Genomic DNA, 16,330 nt, shown 5'->3' on the forward strand with positions numbered 1-16,330 from the left:
AGCTAGGGTTGAGGTGATGCGCGTTGTTCTTGCTGCTGGCCGCAAGCTCCGTCGCTGCTCCGGCCTTCATGTTTGTCATCCGTTTTCTCGCGCCGCGGGCGTCCATCGCTTTCGACGCGGTCGGGGTTGCAGCGATGTACGGGTTCGGATTGTGTACGGCCCGTGCGGTGTTCGATATTGTCGTGAAAGATACCGTGATGATGACCGAAGTGCATAAAGTGTTCTATGATCCTGTTTTTTTGGGCAGCGGGGCCTATTTAGGCGTGTACGCACTGTATATCGGCTGGTGGACGCTGTTCCGCCGCTATCGTACCGAAGTTTGAAGAATGCCTCTGTCCTGCCGTGCGGGACGGAGTTTTTTTTAGCTCGGAAACCGTAGCGCAGCAGACAAGATCCGGGCTCCGGTCAGGAGCTTTTCTTAAGATACCGGAAGTATTAGTTTTCAGCGGAGCTGAACACTTGCTGTATCGCAAGAAAAGCTGCCTTAAAAACACGAATGTATCTTCCCCGAAAAGGCTCCGGTCAGGAGCTTTTCTTACATCTCCGCGGAATATGGGCTTCCAAACATGTCAGGCTGCCGGCCTGCCGCAAGGCTCCCTGACGTTCCCTCATGGCTAAATGTATAGCGCAAAGGCTGCCGGTCGTACCCCCATTTTCGGACAAAACCATCTTGAACGCTCGGACGCATAAGCTCTCTTGCTGCTTTGGATGTAATTTAATTCCAGTCCGGATAAGCTGACAGGACGTAGGATTACACCGTCAGACTCCTTTTCATTCTGTATTAGTAGTATTACTAAATACTACTAAACAACGTGAAAAATATCTGCGTAAAGTTGAAAAATATCCTTTCTGAAAGCCACTTATCAGAAAAAATGATAATAAAAACACTATTCGTGAAACTTAGAAGCTGTTATACTGATGCAAAGGGATCCTATTCCTTCCATCCAATTGTACGAGGGGGCGTTACTAGCATGGGAGTTCTCCCGAAAACGAATGAGCTCGGTTTCTTTGAGATTCGGCTAGAATCCATCGGCGGGCTTGGGGCTAACCTGGCAGGCAAGATGCTTGCTGAAGCGGGCGTTGTCGGAAGCGGTTTCAATGGTGTCAGCTTTTCTTCCTACGGTTCCGAGAAAAAAGGCTCTCCGGTTAAAGCGCATATTCGATTCTGCGACTTGCAAACGAATATCCGCGATACGACACCGGTGGAAAGACCGCACGTGGTCGGCGTATTTCATGAAAATTTATCCAAGACGATTAACGTCGTCAGCGGCATTTACGAGGACAGCGTCGTGCTCGTGAACTCCGGCAAATCTCCTGAAGATTTGAAAGAGAAGATGAACCTCATCGGCGGAACCGTGGCCGTCGTCGATGCTACAGGGATCGCGCTTGAGGAGAAAAACCGCGTCAACATGGCGATGCTTGGCGGATTGTTCCGTCTGTGCGAATTTCTGGATTTCGAACATATGAAGAGCATTATCCGCAAGAGTCTGGAGAAAAAATACCCGGGCGCCGTGGAGCCGGCTTTGCGCACGTTCCAACGCGGTTACGACGAAGTCAGGTTCCAGACGTTCACGCTGCCCGAGGGCGAGTCGATGCCGGAGCCGAAGCGTTGGGACATTCCGGTATACGGGTACTTGACCCAGCCGATCGGCGGGATGGTTTCCAACCCGGGGAACAGCATTTTGAAAGACTTGAGCATTTCCCGGAACGGGATGATGCCGCATTTTGACGATGAGAAATGCATTCATTGCGCCGCGTGCGACACCGCCTGTCCCGACTTTTGTTTCGTGTGGGATGAGCAGCCGGACAAGAAGGGCAGACCGCAGATGTTCCTGCAGGGCATTGACTATCAATACTGCAAGGGCTGTCTCAAGTGCGTCGTCGCCTGTCCGACGGAAGCGCTGTCATCCAACCGCGAAATGGAAGGCTACGCCGAAGCGAACCGCGTGCCGCATCGCTTTGATTTGGTGAAATAATACAAATTCGGGAGAGGTGAACGAAACAAATGGCTATTGAGATCAATAAAGAAGTGAGTACGGGCACGGTCGAACAGCGGATGGTGTACGAGTCCGGGAACGAGATGGCTGCGTATGCCGCGCACCAGATCAATTATCATGTCATGGGTTATTTTCCGATTTCGCCGTCGACGGAAGTCGCGCAATTCCTCGATCTGATGAAGGCCAACGGCCAACACGACATTAAACTGATCCCGGCCGACGGGGAGCATGGTTCCGCAGGCATTTGTTACGGCGCATCGACCGCGGGGGGCCGCGTATTCAACGCGACGAGCGCCAACGGTTACTTGTACATGCTGGAGCAAATGCCGGTGCAATCCGGTACGCGCTTCCCGATGGTCATGAACCTGGTGTGCCGCTCCGTCTCCGGACCGCTTAACATTCACGGGGATCACTCCGACTTGTACTATGCGCTGAATACGGGCTGGCCGATTCTGATGAGCCGTGATCCGCAAGCCGTATACGATATGAATATCATGGCCATCAAGCTGGCCGAAGACCCTGAAGTGCGCTTGCCGGTCATCGTCGCTTCCGACGGTTATTTCACTTCCCACCAGAAGCGCCGGGTGCAAACCTTCGCTCACAAAGCTGACGTGCATGCGTTCATCGGCGAGCAGCCGCAAAACTTCCCTCACGTGCTGGACCGCAACAACCCGATCACCGTCGGTCCTTACATGAACGAACCGGACTACATCAACAACTGTTACCAGCAGTCCGAAGCGATGTATCGCGCGGGCGAAGTATTTGACCGCATCAGGCAGGAGTACAAAGTGTTGACGGGCCGCGACTACCCGATCCTCGACCTGTACCGGATGGAAGACGCGGAAGTGGCCGTATTCCTGATGAACTCGTCGTCCGAGATCATCAAAGACGTTGTCGACCAGCTTCGCGAGAAGGGCATTAAGGCCGGTTCGATCGCACCGAACATGATTCGTCCGTTCCCGGCCAAGCAAATCGCCGAAGCGTTGAAGAATGTGAAGGCGGTCACGATCGGCGACCGGGCGGATTCGTACGGCGCGCACGGAGGGAACATGTCGCTCGAGATCAGAGCGGCGCTGTACACGGCCGGTTACACTGATACGCTCGTAATCAGCCGCGTTTACGGCCTCGGCGGTAAAGATTTCTATGCCGAAGACGGACACGCGTTGTTCCAACTGGCACTTGAGGCGGTTGAGGCAGGCAAAGTGGCCGTGCCGTTCGATTACTATGGCCATACGGCCGGCGATCCGGCCAAGAAGCCGCAGCGCGTGATCGAGCCGATGAAGTACGAAGATTTGAACACCGGCCTGATCACGGTCAATAAAGACGAAGAGACCGGCCAGCTGAAAGTGAAAGTGCCGCCGATCCGTCAATTGACCAAGAAGCCGAAACGTCTCGCTCCAGGTCACGGGGCCTGTCCGGGCTGCGGAATTTTCTCCGGTCTCGAGCTATTCTTCAAAGGCATCGAGGGCGATATCGTAGCGCTGTTCCATACCGGCTGCGCGATGGTCGTGACGACCGGTTATCCGTACTCTTCACACAAAGCGACATACATTCATAACTTGTTCCAAAGCGGTGCGGCTACCCTCTCCGGCGTGGTCGAAATGTTCTGGGAACGCAAACGAAGAGGCGAACTCGATCAATATAACCTGCCGGCCGACTTCACCTTCGTCATGATTACCGGCGACGGCGGGATGGATATCGGTATGGGTCCTGCGATCGGCGCGGCGCTCCGCAATCATAAAATGATTATTTTGGAATACGACAACGAAGGATATATGAATACGGGCGCGCAGCTGTCCTACTCGACGCCGCTCGGCCACCGGACGTCCACGTCCAACGTCGGCAAGCATCAAGGCGGGAAGCTGTTCCACCATAAGGATACGCCGCAAATCATGGCGGCCACGAACATCCCTTACGTGTTCACCGGTTCCGAGTCGCTGCCGCAGGATTTGCTGAAGAAAGCGGCAAAAGCTCAATATTACGCCCAGAACGAAGGCCTCGTGTACGGTAAAATCTTAATCACGTGCCCGCTTAACTGGTTGTCCGAGGAGCAAATCGGCCAGACGCTGATCGATGAAGCCGTCAACTCCTGCTTCTTCCCGATGTATGAGATCGAGAACGGCGTGACCACGATCACGTACAATCCGGAAGATAAAAACAAGCGAATTCCGGTTGGCGATTGGTTGAAGAACATGGGCAAGACGAAACACTTGACGAAGCCCGAATATGCCGAAGCGCTGCAATCGTTCGAGAACGAAGTCGAGCGCCGCTGGAGCCGGCTGAAGGCCAGACACGAAAATCCGTATTTGTAAGATCAATCCGGGAGCAAACTCGATATGGGCTTGCGCCCTTTTTTTCCGGCGCAAAGACGCAGGTAAGGGAGGGATTCATCAGATGCCCATTGTGCTTAGACAATCGAACACGGGTGAAATCGCCGCCTGTCTGCAGAAGAACAACTATGATTTGGACTATTCCGGCGTCAAGCAATGGGAAACGGAAGAAGAGGCCGAAGCGCAGAAGGAATCGTTTCTGCATGCAATCGGCCGTGATGACGCACCGTATTGGCTCGTACTGTCCATCGACGAGAACCGCGTGAAGCTTTGTAACGTTAAATTGAAAAACGATCCGTCACGAATACTGCTGTTAAGCTTGGAAGGCGTGATGACGACCCGGCAGCGTTAAACACGCAGGCGGGTCAGGACGGGAACGGGGAGGGTAACCTATTGAACCAAACGACCCCTTTTAACATATTCGAACAAGCCTCTACCGATCAGGAGCTGCAGCAGTTCCGGCAAACGGTCGTTGAAGGCGGATTTACAGCGTTCCGGCTGTTTCTGGAAGGATTCCGCGACATGCTGAAACGGTTTGAGGATGGTGAAATCGAGCGCGTAAACCGGCTGCTTGCCGCAGCCAGGCAGTTGTTTCCCGAGCCGGGACGGTTCAGCCCTTCTTGGGTGGACATCTGGAACGAGTTCGAGCAGATCGCACAGTTTAAGCAAACCGTGCTGGAATCGATAGTAGGCGACGATCGGGCCGGGGAATGGCAGATTCTCATTGACAATCCGTATACGAATACAGATTTGGCTTGCTACCCGTCCTTAACGTTTCTGGAGGGCGCCTACTTGTACGCGTATTTCCGCTCCGACTTGAAGCAGAACGAATTTATTCGGCTGCAAAAAATTCAAAACGTGATCATGGCGTTCGGCAGCGAACGTTCCGAACCGTCGAAAAAGAAAGCGTAAACCGAACCACCCGAACTACCCGAACCGTCCGGACCATCAACCGGGCGGTTTATCCATGCTTGACGGTCACTCGAATAAAGGAACTTCATCAAGGGGAACCTAGGTGAAAACGCATACGAGCGGAGAAATGTACCCGGATGAAGCGTTCCATTCTTGTGATCGAAGACGAACAACAAATTGCCCGCGTGCTTGAGCTGGAACTGCGGCACGAAGGCTACGAGGTGAAGGTGGCCGGTGACGGCTTATCCGGTTTGGAGCTGGCGCTGGGCCAGACGTGGAGCTTGATTGTGCTGGACGTGATGCTTCCCGGCAGCAGCGGACTCGAAGTGCTGCGCCGCCTGCGTCAGGATGGACGGCTTGTACCCGTCATCCTGCTGACGGCGCGCGATTCGACGCCTGACATCGTAGGCGGCTTTGAGCAGGGAGCTAACGATTATGTGACCAAGCCGTTCGTCATCGAAGAGTTGCTGGCACGGATTCGCAATCTGATCCGAATGACGGAGCCGGCAACAGATGACCAGCAGACGCTGACGGTCGGCGATTTAGTATTGGAGCCGGCCTCCCGGAAGGTCATGCGCGGGGGCCGGCCGATTGAACTGACCCCCACCGAATTCGAGCTGCTGCACTATATGATGAAGCACGCCGGGCAAGTATTGAGCCGCGAGCAAATCATAACCGATGTGTGGGGGTATGAGCATACGGGAGATACGAATATCGTAGATGTGTACGTGCGGTATCTGCGGCTGAAAATCGATAAAGGGCACCGCCCGAAACTGATCCGGACGGCGCGGGGCATCGGTTACGCGTTATCGGTTCCCGACGTATGAGCTTGCGCACCAGGCTCATCCTGCTGTCGTCGCTCTGGATTTTACTGATCGTCGTCGTGTTTAACGTATCGTTATATTTTTATATCTCGGCTTCAACGACGCTTAACGAAACGAAGCTGCTCTGGAAGAAAGCACAGATCATCCTGCGCAATCCGGAAATCCACGATAGCTCCAATTGGACGAAGCCGGAGCTGCTCGAAGATTTCAAAGAACCCGATATGATGGTTCGAATCATTGCGCCCAACCGGGATGTCGTGGCCGGCATATCGACCCATGTGCAGTTGTCCGGGTATCCGGTCGTGTTTCGTTCGAATTATTATACCGACATGGTCAACGATTTCGGATTTCGGATGCTGTTCCTGCAGGTGCCGATTTATGACGATGACCGTCAAATCGGCCAGTTGGAGCTGGGCAAGGCGCTGAACGTCGTCAGCGAATGGATGAAGCAGCTCGGAACCGGGTTAGTAATCGCGACCGGCGGCGTGCTCGCCTTTGCGCTGATCAGCGGGCTCGTCTACACCCAAATTATTATCCGTCCGATCCGGGAATTGCTCGAATCGATGAAGGCGGTTCGGCGCAACCGCACCTTCGTGACGCTCAGCCCCAAGATCACCTCGCAGAAGGACGAGCTCGGCAAGCTCGGTCAAACCTTCAACGAAATGATTGAAGCGCTTCGCGAGCACGACGAGAAGCAGAAGCAATTCGTCGCCGACGCTTCCCACGAGCTGCGTACGCCGCTAACCGTCATTGAGAGCTATACCTCGCTGCTGCGCCGCTGGGGAGCGAATGATCCGGCTCTTCGCGAAGAAGCGCTGCAGGCGATACAAGCCGAGACCTCCCGTCTGAAAGGGCTCATTCAGGCTTTGCTGCGGCTGGCCGAGCTGGAGCGTATGGAAGCAGAAATCTCTTTCCAGCCGGTCGAGGCGGTTGCCTTAATGCGTGAGACCGCCGGGAGGTTGAGCGTAGCTTTCGAACGGGATTTGGTCGTGGATGCGGCGGATGAGCGGATTGTTTGCTGGGGAGAACCGGAACCGCTGAAGCAGCTGTTCGTCATCGTACTCGACAATGCAGTCAAGTACAGCCGGCGCCCGGTACGAATCAGGTTGAGCCGGGAGCGCAGCGAGGCTGTCATTGTCGTGAAGGACGAGGGGATCGGCATTCCCGAAGCAGACATTCCGCATTTGTTCGAGCGGTTTTACCGGGTGGACAAAATGCGTCACCGCTCCAGCGGAGGGACGGGACTGGGACTTTCGATCGCGAAGCAAATTGTCGAGCGGCATAACGGCAGCATTCGCATCCGAAGCAGGGAAACGCGAGGGACGGAAGTCGAAATCAGGCTGCCGCTCGCGGAAGAATCGTCATGACGCTGGAAGATCTTGCAGCAAGCATAGCCGTATCCGGTATCGATCCGGGTACGGCTCCTATTTTTTTATTGTCGCTTCCTCCCGGGTGTGTCATAATGAAACCTGCATCTTACTTTCCTCGTACTGTAGGAAATAAAGCATCCAAGAAGAGAGTGAAATGAAGCGCATGGCAATTCGATTATTAACCGATGGCGGCGTCGATTTTCCCGCGGAGTGGGGGGGAACCGACCCGATTCGCACCGTTCCTCTTCATGTGACGTTCGACGGTAAAGAGTTCGATCACTCCTTGGGTTTAAACGTGTTTTACCAGGAAATTAAAACGCATACAAATTTACCCAAAACCGCTAGTCCATCGCCGCAGGATTTTATACGCGCTTTCGAACAATATCCGGATGACGATATCATCCTCATTACCATATCATCCAATATCAGCAGCACGTATCAGCATGCTTCTATGGCGAAATCGATCCTGGAAGAATCCGGCGGCGGAGCCGCCAAGCGGAAAATCGCCGTACTTGATTCCAAGACGGCTTCCATGGGCACAGGCCTGATGTTATACCGGCTTATTCTTGACGTACAGGCAGGCCGTACCTTCGATGAGATCGTAGATAGAGCGCAGCAGCGTGTGCCGGAAACGAAAACGTTCTTTTATCTCGACACGCTGGAGAACGTCATCAAGGGAGGGAGGCTGGACCGGGCTAAAGGGGCCATCGCTTCCGTCCTCAACATCAAGCTCGTGATGCATGCCAGTCCGGAAGGCACCATCGAGGTGACCGATAAAGTGCGCGGGCGCAAAAACGCGCTCAACCGTCTTATTGAAAAGTTCGAAGATATCGGTCACGGTCTGGAGGAGCGCGTTCTCGGAATCGCACACAGCAACTGTCTGGAGGAAGCGATCGCACTGAAGGACCGGATTCTCAAGCGGTATCCGTTCCGGCAAGCGTATGTGACGGAGATGGGCCCGGTGATCGGCACGTATGCCGGCGAAGGCGGACTGCTCGTTTGCTATCATTAATTCATGGATCGATCCGTGTTCGCGTTTGATACGGAAAGGGGCGGCTGGATGGACGGCTGCTCTTTTTCATGGGTACGGATGAACAACCATACGCCGAGCAGCAGCAGCAGTCCCGCCGCCGCCTGACGCGGGCCGATCGCTTCGCCGAGCAGGAAATACGCCAGCAGCGTAGCGCCGACCGGTTCTCCCAGCACGCTCATGGATACCGTCTCCGGCCGCATGTACGTTAACAGCCAATTGAACACATAATGGCCGAATACCGTCGGTACGAGCGCGAGCAGCAGGAACAGCCCCCATTCCCGCGCCGGATAACCGGTTAAGGGAATGCCAAGCGCGAGGTTGTAACCGGCTATACAAACGGCGGCAAACACGAAGACGAAGAAGCTGTATACGAAAGGCGGCATGTGGGCAAGGAGCCGCTTGCCGAGCAGCATGTGAGCCGCCACCGCGGCGGTTCCGAGCAGCGATAACGCATCGCCAAGCAGCGCCGAGCCTGTAAGCCCCCAATCGCCCCAGCCGATCATCAAGGCGCCGAGCATGGCAAGGCCCATGCTCAGGATAGCGGGCCAGCTCGTCTTTTGGCGATATAACAACCAGGCGCCAAGCAGCACGAACACCGGCTCCAGCGAGGTGATAGCGGTGGAGCTGGCCACCGACGTCAGCCGGAGCGAGCCCATCCACAGCAGGAAATGAAGGCCCAGCGCAAGTCCTGAAGCAAACAGCTCCAACCATTCGCGCAGGCGCATCCGACGCACGGACGCCCGGTATGGGAACAGCAGCGGGAGCATCAGGAGCGCCGTTATCGTTAACCGGTACATCGCCGAGACCGAGACAGGTGAATTTGACCAACGGATAAATATAGACGAGAATGAAATCGCCACAATGCCGATGATAAGCAGCAGCGAGATCGGAAATGGAAAAGATTTGGACGGCTTCATATGCATTCGCTCCTCGTATGCATCTTGTTGTCGGATAGTGAGCAAGAGTCCATTATATCACTATATTTGTCAAAGATCACGCCCCTTTGTGCGGCTGCGGATGGACTTTTCCGTTCATTTATGTTAAGAAAGAGTTAAGGCCGGACAAGAAGGACGGACGCATCATTTGAAGGAGGAATCGAGCATGTCCCGGCGATTTGTAATCGAAGCGGTGTTGGTCGCGATTTATGGAGAATTGCTGGCACCGAGTCAGCCCGTCGAGTATTTGATCCCGTACAACACGATCATGGAGCTCTACGAGATGAAAGACAGCCCCGAGCCGGTCATGCCGGAAGCCGACGACGACGCTCACGTGAAGCAGAAAATCGGTGAATTGATCGCCTTTTTTGACGATTCGTTCAATAAGAAGAAGCTGGAGCGTGCGCTGCTGGCGCCTTGGCGTTTAAGCCCGCCGCTGCCGATCAATGACAATGTGACGTTTACCGTCGTCAATGCCATGGAGAACGCCCAATACGGCGAAGCCGTCGATCCGATTGAAACCGAAATTATTCTGACTTCGCTGCGTGAGCAAGCGCCCATCGTGACCGATCAGGTTGAACTTATGGATAAAATCATACAAGCGGAAATTCCGGTTCAAGTATACGATGTTTACGATTTTGATTTCGCCGTTGAGCAGGGGATTACCGCTGATGATTGGATGCAGCCCTAGGCTGGGACCGTAACTAAACCGAATAAGGCAACAACGGATGAATCCCCGGTCTCGGGGATATTTTTTTGAAGGAGGTACACGGTAATTGGACGTCTATATCATTACCGGTTCGTCACGCGGCCTCGGCGAAGCGCTTGCCGAGCGGCTGCTGCTTGAAAATAACCGCGTCGTCGGGGTATCCCGGACGAGCAATGAACGCCTGGCCGAGCTCGCCGGTTCGGTTCCGGGGCGTTTCGATTTCGTGCCGTTCGACCTCGGACGAGCGGATGGCCATTACGAGTGCATGGCGGGTATTATCGATTCGGTCCGGATGGAAACGAACGCCGGAGGCCGATTAACGCTGATCCACAATGCCGGCGTGCTAGGACCGATCGCGCAGCTTAGCCTTGCAGACGAAGCCGAACTGGCCCGCAATGTGCAGGTCAATTTAACGGCGCCGCTGCTGATGACTTCGGCTTTCCTGCGGTTGACGGAGGAGCTGCGGGAGCGAACGGTAAGAACGATCGTGAACATCTCGTCAGGCGCAGCCAAAAAGCCGTATATCGGTTGGAGCGCCTATTGCGCGGCTAAAGCCGGCATGGACATGCTGACCCGATGCGTTGCGGCGGAGCAAGGGGAGGGAGCCCATGCGGCCCGAATCGTATCGATTGCACCCGGGGTCGTCGATACGGCGATGCAGGAGCAAATTCGCGGAACGGATGAAGCCCGATTCCCGTCGAAGCCGCGCTTTGTCGAGCTGAAGCGTACCGGCAAGCTGTTCTCCCCGCAAGAGGCGGCGGATAAGCTGATTCGCGTTGTCCGCAACGGCGATTGGAAGCAAGGCGATATTTTGGATTTGAGAGACCTTTAGTGAAGGAGAACGGAACGGATGTTCGATCCTACGATTTTCGATAATTTGAAAGTAGTGTTGGAAGGGCGCCTGTACGATGTGGATGCGGAAAACCGTATCCGCATCAGCGGACGCGAGGATATCGTCGATCTCGCCGCCATGTCGCGCAAATTCTGTATGCGCTTTGCACGTAACGGCGGCACGTGTCAGGCTGCGGTGACGCTGGCGAGCGGCCTGACCGACTTCGCGGCGGAACGGCGCATTGCCCGGCTTGCCGACAGGCGGCCGGGAGCGGACCTGCTGCTGACGCTCGATCTGCCCCGGGAACGCCGGGCGCACTGTGCGGAGCTGCACGATTATTTAACCCGGCTGTGGGGCGAGGAAGCGGACATTCGCCACGAATTAACCGTGCTGCTGCAGCCGGAGGCGAACGAAGGCCCTTCGGAAGCGCCGGAAACGTACCGGATTCAATTGAAATTCCGTCAGCGCATCGACGAAAGCCACATCGAAGAGCTGGAGCAATGGCTCGATATCGCGGTCATGTGCCTTGTGTACGCGGATGAGGGCAGAAATTTCGTGCAGGGTTAGGGCGGATCGTCTTGGGCACTGCCTGCTATCGGTTGACAAAAAAACGCGTCCGACGCCGCGAATCCGCCAAATGGATCGCGACGCCGGACGCGTCTGCGCATTTACTTGTTACGCGTGACGAATTCGCGAATCATCGCTTCCGTCACATAAACGCGGGTGGGGGATATCCCCTGCTGCGCGTGGCTGTTGATGCGTGCGGTAATCGCATTGATCGCCTCGACGCTGAACGGTTTCCCGGCCGCACAGTCGGCTGCCGCTTGATCGATGGCCCGCTCGCGCGCTTCTTCCAGCTGTAGAAATCGCTCCAGATGGGCGTGCTGCTTAGACGTATGGGCCGTAATGGCTTCATGTACGCTCATGAAGACTGCAACTCCTTCGTTATCATGCATTTCAATAAAATCCATGATACACTATCCCTTATGACGATGACAACAGGCGGAAAAGCGAAACCTTATGAGTATCAACGGACATTGCCCGCGCGAACGGAGCAGGAGCAGGGTCGCTCCGGATCGCGGATAGAGTGAAACGATACACGGAGAGAGGCCGGTAAAGATGAGTAAATCAGAAGAGCGATTCGACATATTCGACGAACGGATGAACCTGGTTGGAACGGCATCCAGGGGCGAAGTGCATGCGCAAGGCTTATGGCATCAGACGTTTCAATGCTGGCTGTGGTACGAGACGGAAGGGGAGGGGTGGCTGCTCTTTCAAGAGCGGCATCCCGGTAAAGATACGTATCCCGGACTGCTCGATATATCGTGCGCCGGTCATTTGCTGGCGGGGGAACGCGTAGAGGACGGCCTGCGGGAGCTGGAAGAAGAACTGGGCGTCGAAGCATCGTTCGAGCAGCTGCATAAGTGCGGTATGTATACCGATGAAGCCCTCCTTGCGCCGGACTGCATCGACCGCGAGTTTTGCCACGTATTTGTGTTGAAGAGCGGCCGTCCGCTTACGGCCTATAAGCTTCAACCGGACGAAGTGACCGGCTTGTACGCCGTTCGCTTCGCGGATGTCCAGGCTCTAGCGGCAGGCAAGCTGAATCACTTGCGGATCCACGGTGTCCGGCCGGATGATGCAGGGGAGCTGACGGCCGCGCACCGAGTCGTATCCACGGCGGATTTCGTACCGCGTCCGGAAGCGTATTACCGGATGGTGCTCGATGCCGTTCGGGTAATAAACGATGAGAAATGATGATCATTTCCCGGGTAAGCGCAAGAAATGATTTGTTTTTCGATTTTTCAGACATTTTCGACAAATTACCTTCTGTTCATGAAATTTGAGAAACGGGCAATGTCGCAGGCTTTCATCAGGGTTTCATGAAGGCGCCCGGCCGGCTTGCCCGTCTTCGAACACGTGTTTGCTATTCGCCGGATTTGCTCGTTATGGCAAGAACGGCCTGCACGACACCGCCGGCCGGCACATACGTAAGCTCTTGCTTGCGGTTCAGCTCATCGGGCATCGCCATCCAAGGCTCGACGCAGATGAAAGGCTTGTCTTGAATCGACCATAATACGACGTATCGGAACGCCTCGCTGTAGGTCATTTCGACAACTTGCCGGCCTTCGAACGTGAAACCGATCCGCGGTTCCTTCGCATCCAGGAACACGACCGATTCAGGCAGCTGATCCAAATCGACCTCACCTTCGTACGGCTTCTCCCGATGATCGTTGAAATCATAGTAGCGATCCGCATCGATGTCATAGCGGACGGCCTTGCGATCCGCCAGGAAATACGGGTGAAAGCCGGGGTACATCGGCATCGGTTCTGCGGAATGATTGCTGTACTGCTGCTCGATCGTTAAGGTCCCGTTCAGCAGACGGTAGGTGAAGCTCAGCTCGAAATCGAATGGAAACGACGCCAGCGTCTCTTCGTTAGCCCGGAGCGACAGCGTAATATAGACGCCGTTGTCGTCGCCGGTCTTCTCGACGCGCCAAGGGTGGTTCCGTGCGACGCCGTGATTTTTCATCGAATATGGAGTTCCCTTCCATTCGTAACGGTTATCGGTTATGTAGCCGCTAACCGGGAACAGTACCGGAATGCCGCCTCGAATATTGGCGGATGGATCAAGCAGCGTAGCCCGATCCAGGTAAAGCCGCTCGACTCCGGCCGTTCCGTAGCTCGTCACGATGCCTCCCCGTTCCGGGACGATGCGAAACCAGGCGTCGCCGTCCGCTTCCTTTAACTCATAAACTGTATACGTATCTTCGTAGGTTCGAATTGAATAACCGCTCATTTGTTCGCCTCCTCGTTCATTACACTTCGTTATGGTATCATAAACCGGACAAACTGTGCCATTCATTCCCTGCTCATCGCCGCCGCTTCAAGAAGGCTTCACGATGACGGCGTGCATAATATTTTACCCCAAGAAGATACTGGTAATGTATCGATGAATAAAGATGGGGGGATGGACATGTGCGAACGGTTCTCGCTCATGAGCGGGGTTACGGAGTTATTCGATCGGTTCGAGTTGAACGACATCCGCATGTCGCTCCGTCCGCGTTCGGACTATGCTCCGACCCGTACGGTGCCGGTTATCGTGAACGAGCAGGGACAGCGCAAGCTGGAAGGGTACCGCTGGGGGCTGATCCCCTTTTGGGCGAAGGACGCCGTATTAACCAGCGGCGCAGATATTCAGGAAAAACGCGAGTATCGCAAGCTGTTTGCCAAACACCGCTGTGTGTTTCCTTGCGACGGGTTTTATGTATCTGCGGCGGAAGGCAAGCGCCGCCGTTATGTCCGTGTTTCGTTGACGGACCGGAAGACTTTCGGGGTTGCGGGATTTTATGAAATTTGGAAAGACAAGCAGAACGGCGAGTTTCGGACTTGCACCATGATGACGACTGCCGCCAACCGGCTGCTCTACGATTATACGGAGCGGATGCCGGCGATTTTACAGGAACGGGAGCTGAAGGAGTGGCTCGACTCGAAGCGCAACGGCGAGCCTGATTTTTTGCAAAGCCTGTTATCGCCGTTTCCGCCGGAGCGCATGCGCGTGGAGCCGGTAGGTGCGGACGAATGGTCCGGCTCAAGCCCTGACGAAGACAGCGAGGGGGAGATGCCGATGAAGGTAAAAGCGCTGCTTCAGGCATCGCTTAAACGGTAGGCTTGTTCATGTGCCGCGGCGAAAAGGACGGTCGCTTGGGAACGTCTTTTTCGGCCGTTTTCCCGTGCAGGACAGATCATCCGTGCATGAAGCGGCTATGAGACGGGAATGGAACTTGTCAGGTATAGAAGCGGTTACCCACGAATACACCTTAAAGCAGATGTGAAGGTCATCTTATATTTAATATTACTAATAATTAATAATATTAATAATTATCGAACGGTGTCCCATCCGCATCCCGCAAGCGATTTTCCAGATTACGCCTCCAAATTTACGATGATGTACGAATCGTATAAGAACCGTCTTGCGCCCGTCTTCCGTTCTGTTTAAAAACCTGCGAATCGGGTTAATGCTGTTAGTAACGAGTATCGCTTAGAAGTAAATGCTTGGAGGGGGTCACGATGGAGAAAACGCTCCGTGCCCGTTATGTACTCAAAAAACCGGTTATTCCAGCCAAAAACGGTATTTTATTCGAGGGGACGGATTTGTCGCTGCGGCGGGATATCGTTATTTTCGTATCCGAGCAGCCGAACCGCGACGAACAACAAGCGTACATGCGTTTGATTCAAGAGGTAGCTCATTTAAATGATACCCGCTTCTTGCATGTGCTCGACGTCGGCTTCGAAGATTTATCGATTTACGCCGTTCTGAAATCGTTCGACGGGGAACCGCTGTTGGCCAGGCTACAACGCCGAGCATTCACCTTGGCCGACGTCGTTGCCATGTCGTTCGAGCTGAGTAAAGGCATGCTAGACGCCTTGGAAAAAGGCATCGCCGGCTTCTCCGTCATGGCGGACAACGTCTGGATCGGAAACGACGGTCACCTTAAAATTATTAACTGCTGGGAAAAAGTGAAGAGCGACGAGCAGGGCGCTCGAGGACTTGCCAGCTTGATCTATCAGCTGTTTATGGGGACGGAATCTATTCCTTCGTCGCTGGAACAGAGGGAGCAGCGTTTGCGTACGGCTCTCGTTGCCACGACGGATGAGCGTAAGGACGCATTGCTCGTTCTTCTCGGACGTGCATGGAGGGGCCAGCATACCTTATCGTCGTTCATCATGCAGTTAGGCCAGCTGTCCGGACAGGCGGCGCCGGATGAGGCAGCCGGGATGCCGGACAAGGAAGAAGAGGTGCGCTTCGCGATCAAACGGGAGCATGCAGCGGTACCGGCCAAGGATGAGCTCGTTCGTTCAACCGTAAAGGATGAGATCGTCGAAGAAGAGGAAGAAGTGGAAGAAGTGGAAGAAGCTAAGAGCGGCGGTTTTTGGAAAAAATCGCTGATCGGCATGGCCTTGTTTACGGTGGCGGCCGTGACCGCGGTCGGCGTGTTTCTATTGTTTATGGAGCTCGGGATCGGCCGGAAGTCTCCGGACTCGCAGCAAACCGCCGCGAAATCGGGCCAGAGCTCCGCTTTGCCGGAGACGCCGTCCGCAGCGAACCCGGTACCCGCGACACCGGCTGAGCCTCAGTCATCGTCGGAGGCGCAACCCGGAGAAGGTCAAGCCGTCACAGCGCCGCAGCTGGTCGGTCTAAGCAAAGAAGAAGCGGAGAAACAGGCGCTGGCTGCCGGTCTTCGGTACCAGTTTTATTTGGAGAAAAACCCGCATTCGGCAAATACGGTGTTTCGTCAAAGTCCTGCGCCGGGCACTCCGCTCCAGAAAGGCGACAATGTATCGTTCTGGGTAAGCAAAGGGCCTTAAGCAGACGAAGAAGGACGG

General features: G+C 54.9%; 17 protein-coding genes. 14 read left to right on the plus strand and 3 right to left on the minus strand.

Annotation, left to right across the window (positions count from 1 at the left end):
* Nucleotides 1-23: 23 nt before the first annotated feature.
* From PVA01S_RS05655 to PVA01S_RS05690, 8 genes are all read left to right on the plus strand, one after another.
* Nucleotides 24-323, plus strand: coding sequence for a hypothetical protein (locus PVA01S_RS05655; RefSeq protein ID WP_230875937.1), 300 nt, complete (start codon nt 24-26; stop codon nt 321-323).
* A 648-nt stretch (nt 324-971) separates the two neighbouring features.
* Nucleotides 972-1,976 carry a 2-oxoacid:acceptor oxidoreductase family protein gene (locus PVA01S_RS05660; RefSeq protein WP_127605865.1) on the plus strand — a complete coding sequence of 335 codons (1,005 nt, stop codon included), beginning with the start codon at nt 972-974 and terminating at the stop codon, nt 1,974-1,976.
* 29 nt (nt 1,977-2,005) lie between these two features.
* The gene (locus PVA01S_RS05665) at nt 2,006-4,309 is read left to right on the plus strand and encodes a thiamine pyrophosphate-dependent enzyme (RefSeq protein WP_127605867.1); all 2,304 of its coding nucleotides are present in this window, start codon (nt 2,006-2,008) and stop codon (nt 4,307-4,309) included.
* An 82-nt stretch (nt 4,310-4,391) separates the two neighbouring features.
* Nucleotides 4,392-4,679: a hypothetical protein gene (locus PVA01S_RS05670; RefSeq protein ID WP_127605869.1), complete on the plus strand. Its 288-nt coding sequence runs from the start codon at nt 4,392-4,394 to the stop codon at nt 4,677-4,679.
* Between the two features lie 41 nt (nt 4,680-4,720).
* Nucleotides 4,721-5,239, plus strand: coding sequence for a hypothetical protein (locus PVA01S_RS05675; RefSeq protein ID WP_127605871.1), 519 nt, complete (start codon nt 4,721-4,723; stop codon nt 5,237-5,239).
* A gap of 137 nt (nt 5,240-5,376) precedes the next feature.
* Complete coding sequence (locus PVA01S_RS05680) at nt 5,377-6,066, plus strand: response regulator transcription factor (RefSeq protein ID WP_054795439.1); 690 nt, start codon at nt 5,377-5,379, stop codon at nt 6,064-6,066.
* Complete coding sequence (locus PVA01S_RS05685) at nt 6,063-7,430, plus strand: sensor histidine kinase (protein WP_127605873.1); 1,368 nt, start codon at nt 6,063-6,065, stop codon at nt 7,428-7,430. Before PVA01S_RS05680 ends, PVA01S_RS05685 begins: the two co-directional genes overlap by 4 nt.
* A gap of 157 nt (nt 7,431-7,587) precedes the next feature.
* Nucleotides 7,588-8,445 carry a DegV family protein gene (locus PVA01S_RS05690; protein WP_244932910.1) on the plus strand — a complete coding sequence of 286 codons (858 nt, stop codon included), beginning with the start codon at nt 7,588-7,590 and terminating at the stop codon, nt 8,443-8,445.
* Here PVA01S_RS05690 and PVA01S_RS05695 read toward each other — a convergent pair.
* Nucleotides 8,442-9,383: a DMT family transporter gene (locus PVA01S_RS05695; RefSeq protein ID WP_127605875.1), complete on the minus strand. Its 942-nt coding sequence runs from the start codon at nt 9,381-9,383 to the stop codon at nt 8,442-8,444. The two genes, PVA01S_RS05690 and PVA01S_RS05695, sit on opposite strands and share 4 nt — an antisense overlap.
* Nucleotides 9,384-9,567: 184 nt before the next feature.
* Here PVA01S_RS05695 and PVA01S_RS05700 point away from each other — a divergent pair, with 184 nt between their 5' ends.
* From PVA01S_RS05700 to PVA01S_RS05710, 3 genes are all read left to right on the plus strand, one after another.
* Nucleotides 9,568-10,092 carry an ADP-heptose synthase gene (locus PVA01S_RS05700; RefSeq protein ID WP_127605877.1) on the plus strand — a complete coding sequence of 175 codons (525 nt, stop codon included), beginning with the start codon at nt 9,568-9,570 and terminating at the stop codon, nt 10,090-10,092.
* Between the two features lie 85 nt (nt 10,093-10,177).
* On the plus strand, nt 10,178-10,942 hold the full coding sequence (locus PVA01S_RS05705) for an SDR family NAD(P)-dependent oxidoreductase (protein ID WP_127605879.1): 765 nt from the start codon (nt 10,178-10,180) through the stop codon (nt 10,940-10,942).
* 18 nt (nt 10,943-10,960) lie between these two features.
* A complete protein-coding gene (locus PVA01S_RS05710) occupies nt 10,961-11,509 on the plus strand; it encodes a hypothetical protein (RefSeq protein WP_174817561.1) in 549 nt (182 codons plus the stop codon).
* Between the two features lie 101 nt (nt 11,510-11,610).
* On the opposite strand, the gene PVA01S_RS05715 is transcribed toward PVA01S_RS05710, so the two are convergent.
* The gene (locus PVA01S_RS05715) at nt 11,611-11,868 is read right to left on the minus strand and encodes a YpbS family protein (protein WP_054795524.1); all 258 of its coding nucleotides are present in this window, start codon (nt 11,866-11,868) and stop codon (nt 11,611-11,613) included.
* Between the two features lie 193 nt (nt 11,869-12,061).
* Here PVA01S_RS05715 and PVA01S_RS05720 point away from each other — a divergent pair, with 193 nt between their 5' ends.
* Nucleotides 12,062-12,700, plus strand: a complete 639-nt coding sequence (locus PVA01S_RS05720; RefSeq protein WP_127605881.1) for an NUDIX hydrolase — start codon at nt 12,062-12,064, stop codon at nt 12,698-12,700.
* A gap of 169 nt (nt 12,701-12,869) precedes the next feature.
* Here PVA01S_RS05720 and PVA01S_RS05725 read toward each other — a convergent pair whose 3' ends face one another.
* The gene (locus tag PVA01S_RS05725) at nt 12,870-13,742 is read right to left on the minus strand and encodes an aldose epimerase family protein (protein WP_127605883.1); all 873 of its coding nucleotides are present in this window, start codon (nt 13,740-13,742) and stop codon (nt 12,870-12,872) included.
* Between the two features lie 177 nt (nt 13,743-13,919).
* Here PVA01S_RS05725 and PVA01S_RS05730 point away from each other — a divergent pair, with 177 nt between their 5' ends.
* Both PVA01S_RS05730 and PVA01S_RS05735 read left to right on the plus strand, forming a co-directional pair.
* On the plus strand, nt 13,920-14,612 hold the full coding sequence (locus PVA01S_RS05730) for an SOS response-associated peptidase (protein ID WP_164751740.1): 693 nt from the start codon (nt 13,920-13,922) through the stop codon (nt 14,610-14,612).
* Nucleotides 14,613-15,013: 401 nt separating this feature from the next.
* Nucleotides 15,014-16,312 carry a PASTA domain-containing protein gene (locus PVA01S_RS05735; protein WP_127605887.1) on the plus strand — a complete coding sequence of 433 codons (1,299 nt, stop codon included), beginning with the start codon at nt 15,014-15,016 and terminating at the stop codon, nt 16,310-16,312.
* Nucleotides 16,313-16,330: the final 18 nt, after the last annotated feature.

Source organism: Paenibacillus validus NBRC 15382, from assembly GCF_004000985.1.
In the GTDB taxonomy this organism is placed as follows: domain Bacteria; phylum Bacillota; class Bacilli; order Paenibacillales; family NBRC-103111; genus Paenibacillus_G; species Paenibacillus_G validus.

What these genes read in the sequence shown, in the direction of transcription:
- PVA01S_RS05680 (WP_054795439.1), top strand. Translation starts at nt 5,377, where the DNA reads ATGAAGCGTTCCATTCTTGTGATCGAAGACGAACAACAAATTGCCCGC.
- PVA01S_RS05715 (WP_054795524.1), bottom strand. Translation starts at nt 11,868, where the DNA reads ATGAGCGTACATGAAGCCATTACGGCCCATACGTCTAAGCAGCACGCC.
- PVA01S_RS05730 (WP_164751740.1), top strand. Translation starts at nt 13,920, where the DNA reads ATGTGCGAACGGTTCTCGCTCATGAGCGGGGTTACGGAGTTATTCGAT.
- PVA01S_RS05660 (WP_127605865.1), top strand. Translation starts at nt 972, where the DNA reads ATGGGAGTTCTCCCGAAAACGAATGAGCTCGGTTTCTTTGAGATTCGG.
- PVA01S_RS05700 (WP_127605877.1), top strand. Translation starts at nt 9,568, where the DNA reads ATGTCCCGGCGATTTGTAATCGAAGCGGTGTTGGTCGCGATTTATGGA.
- PVA01S_RS05690 (WP_244932910.1), top strand. Translation starts at nt 7,588, where the DNA reads ATGAAGCGCATGGCAATTCGATTATTAACCGATGGCGGCGTCGATTTT.
- PVA01S_RS05685 (WP_127605873.1), top strand. Translation starts at nt 6,063, where the DNA reads ATGAGCTTGCGCACCAGGCTCATCCTGCTGTCGTCGCTCTGGATTTTA.
- PVA01S_RS05665 (WP_127605867.1), top strand. Translation starts at nt 2,006, where the DNA reads ATGGCTATTGAGATCAATAAAGAAGTGAGTACGGGCACGGTCGAACAG.
- PVA01S_RS05670 (WP_127605869.1), top strand. Translation starts at nt 4,392, where the DNA reads ATGCCCATTGTGCTTAGACAATCGAACACGGGTGAAATCGCCGCCTGT.
- PVA01S_RS05725 (WP_127605883.1), bottom strand. Translation starts at nt 13,742, where the DNA reads ATGAGCGGTTATTCAATTCGAACCTACGAAGATACGTATACAGTTTAT.
- PVA01S_RS05695 (WP_127605875.1), bottom strand. Translation starts at nt 9,383, where the DNA reads ATGAAGCCGTCCAAATCTTTTCCATTTCCGATCTCGCTGCTGCTTATC.
- PVA01S_RS05735 (WP_127605887.1), top strand. Translation starts at nt 15,014, where the DNA reads ATGGAGAAAACGCTCCGTGCCCGTTATGTACTCAAAAAACCGGTTATT.
- PVA01S_RS05720 (WP_127605881.1), top strand. Translation starts at nt 12,062, where the DNA reads ATGAGTAAATCAGAAGAGCGATTCGACATATTCGACGAACGGATGAAC.
- PVA01S_RS05710 (WP_174817561.1), top strand. Translation starts at nt 10,961, where the DNA reads ATGTTCGATCCTACGATTTTCGATAATTTGAAAGTAGTGTTGGAAGGG.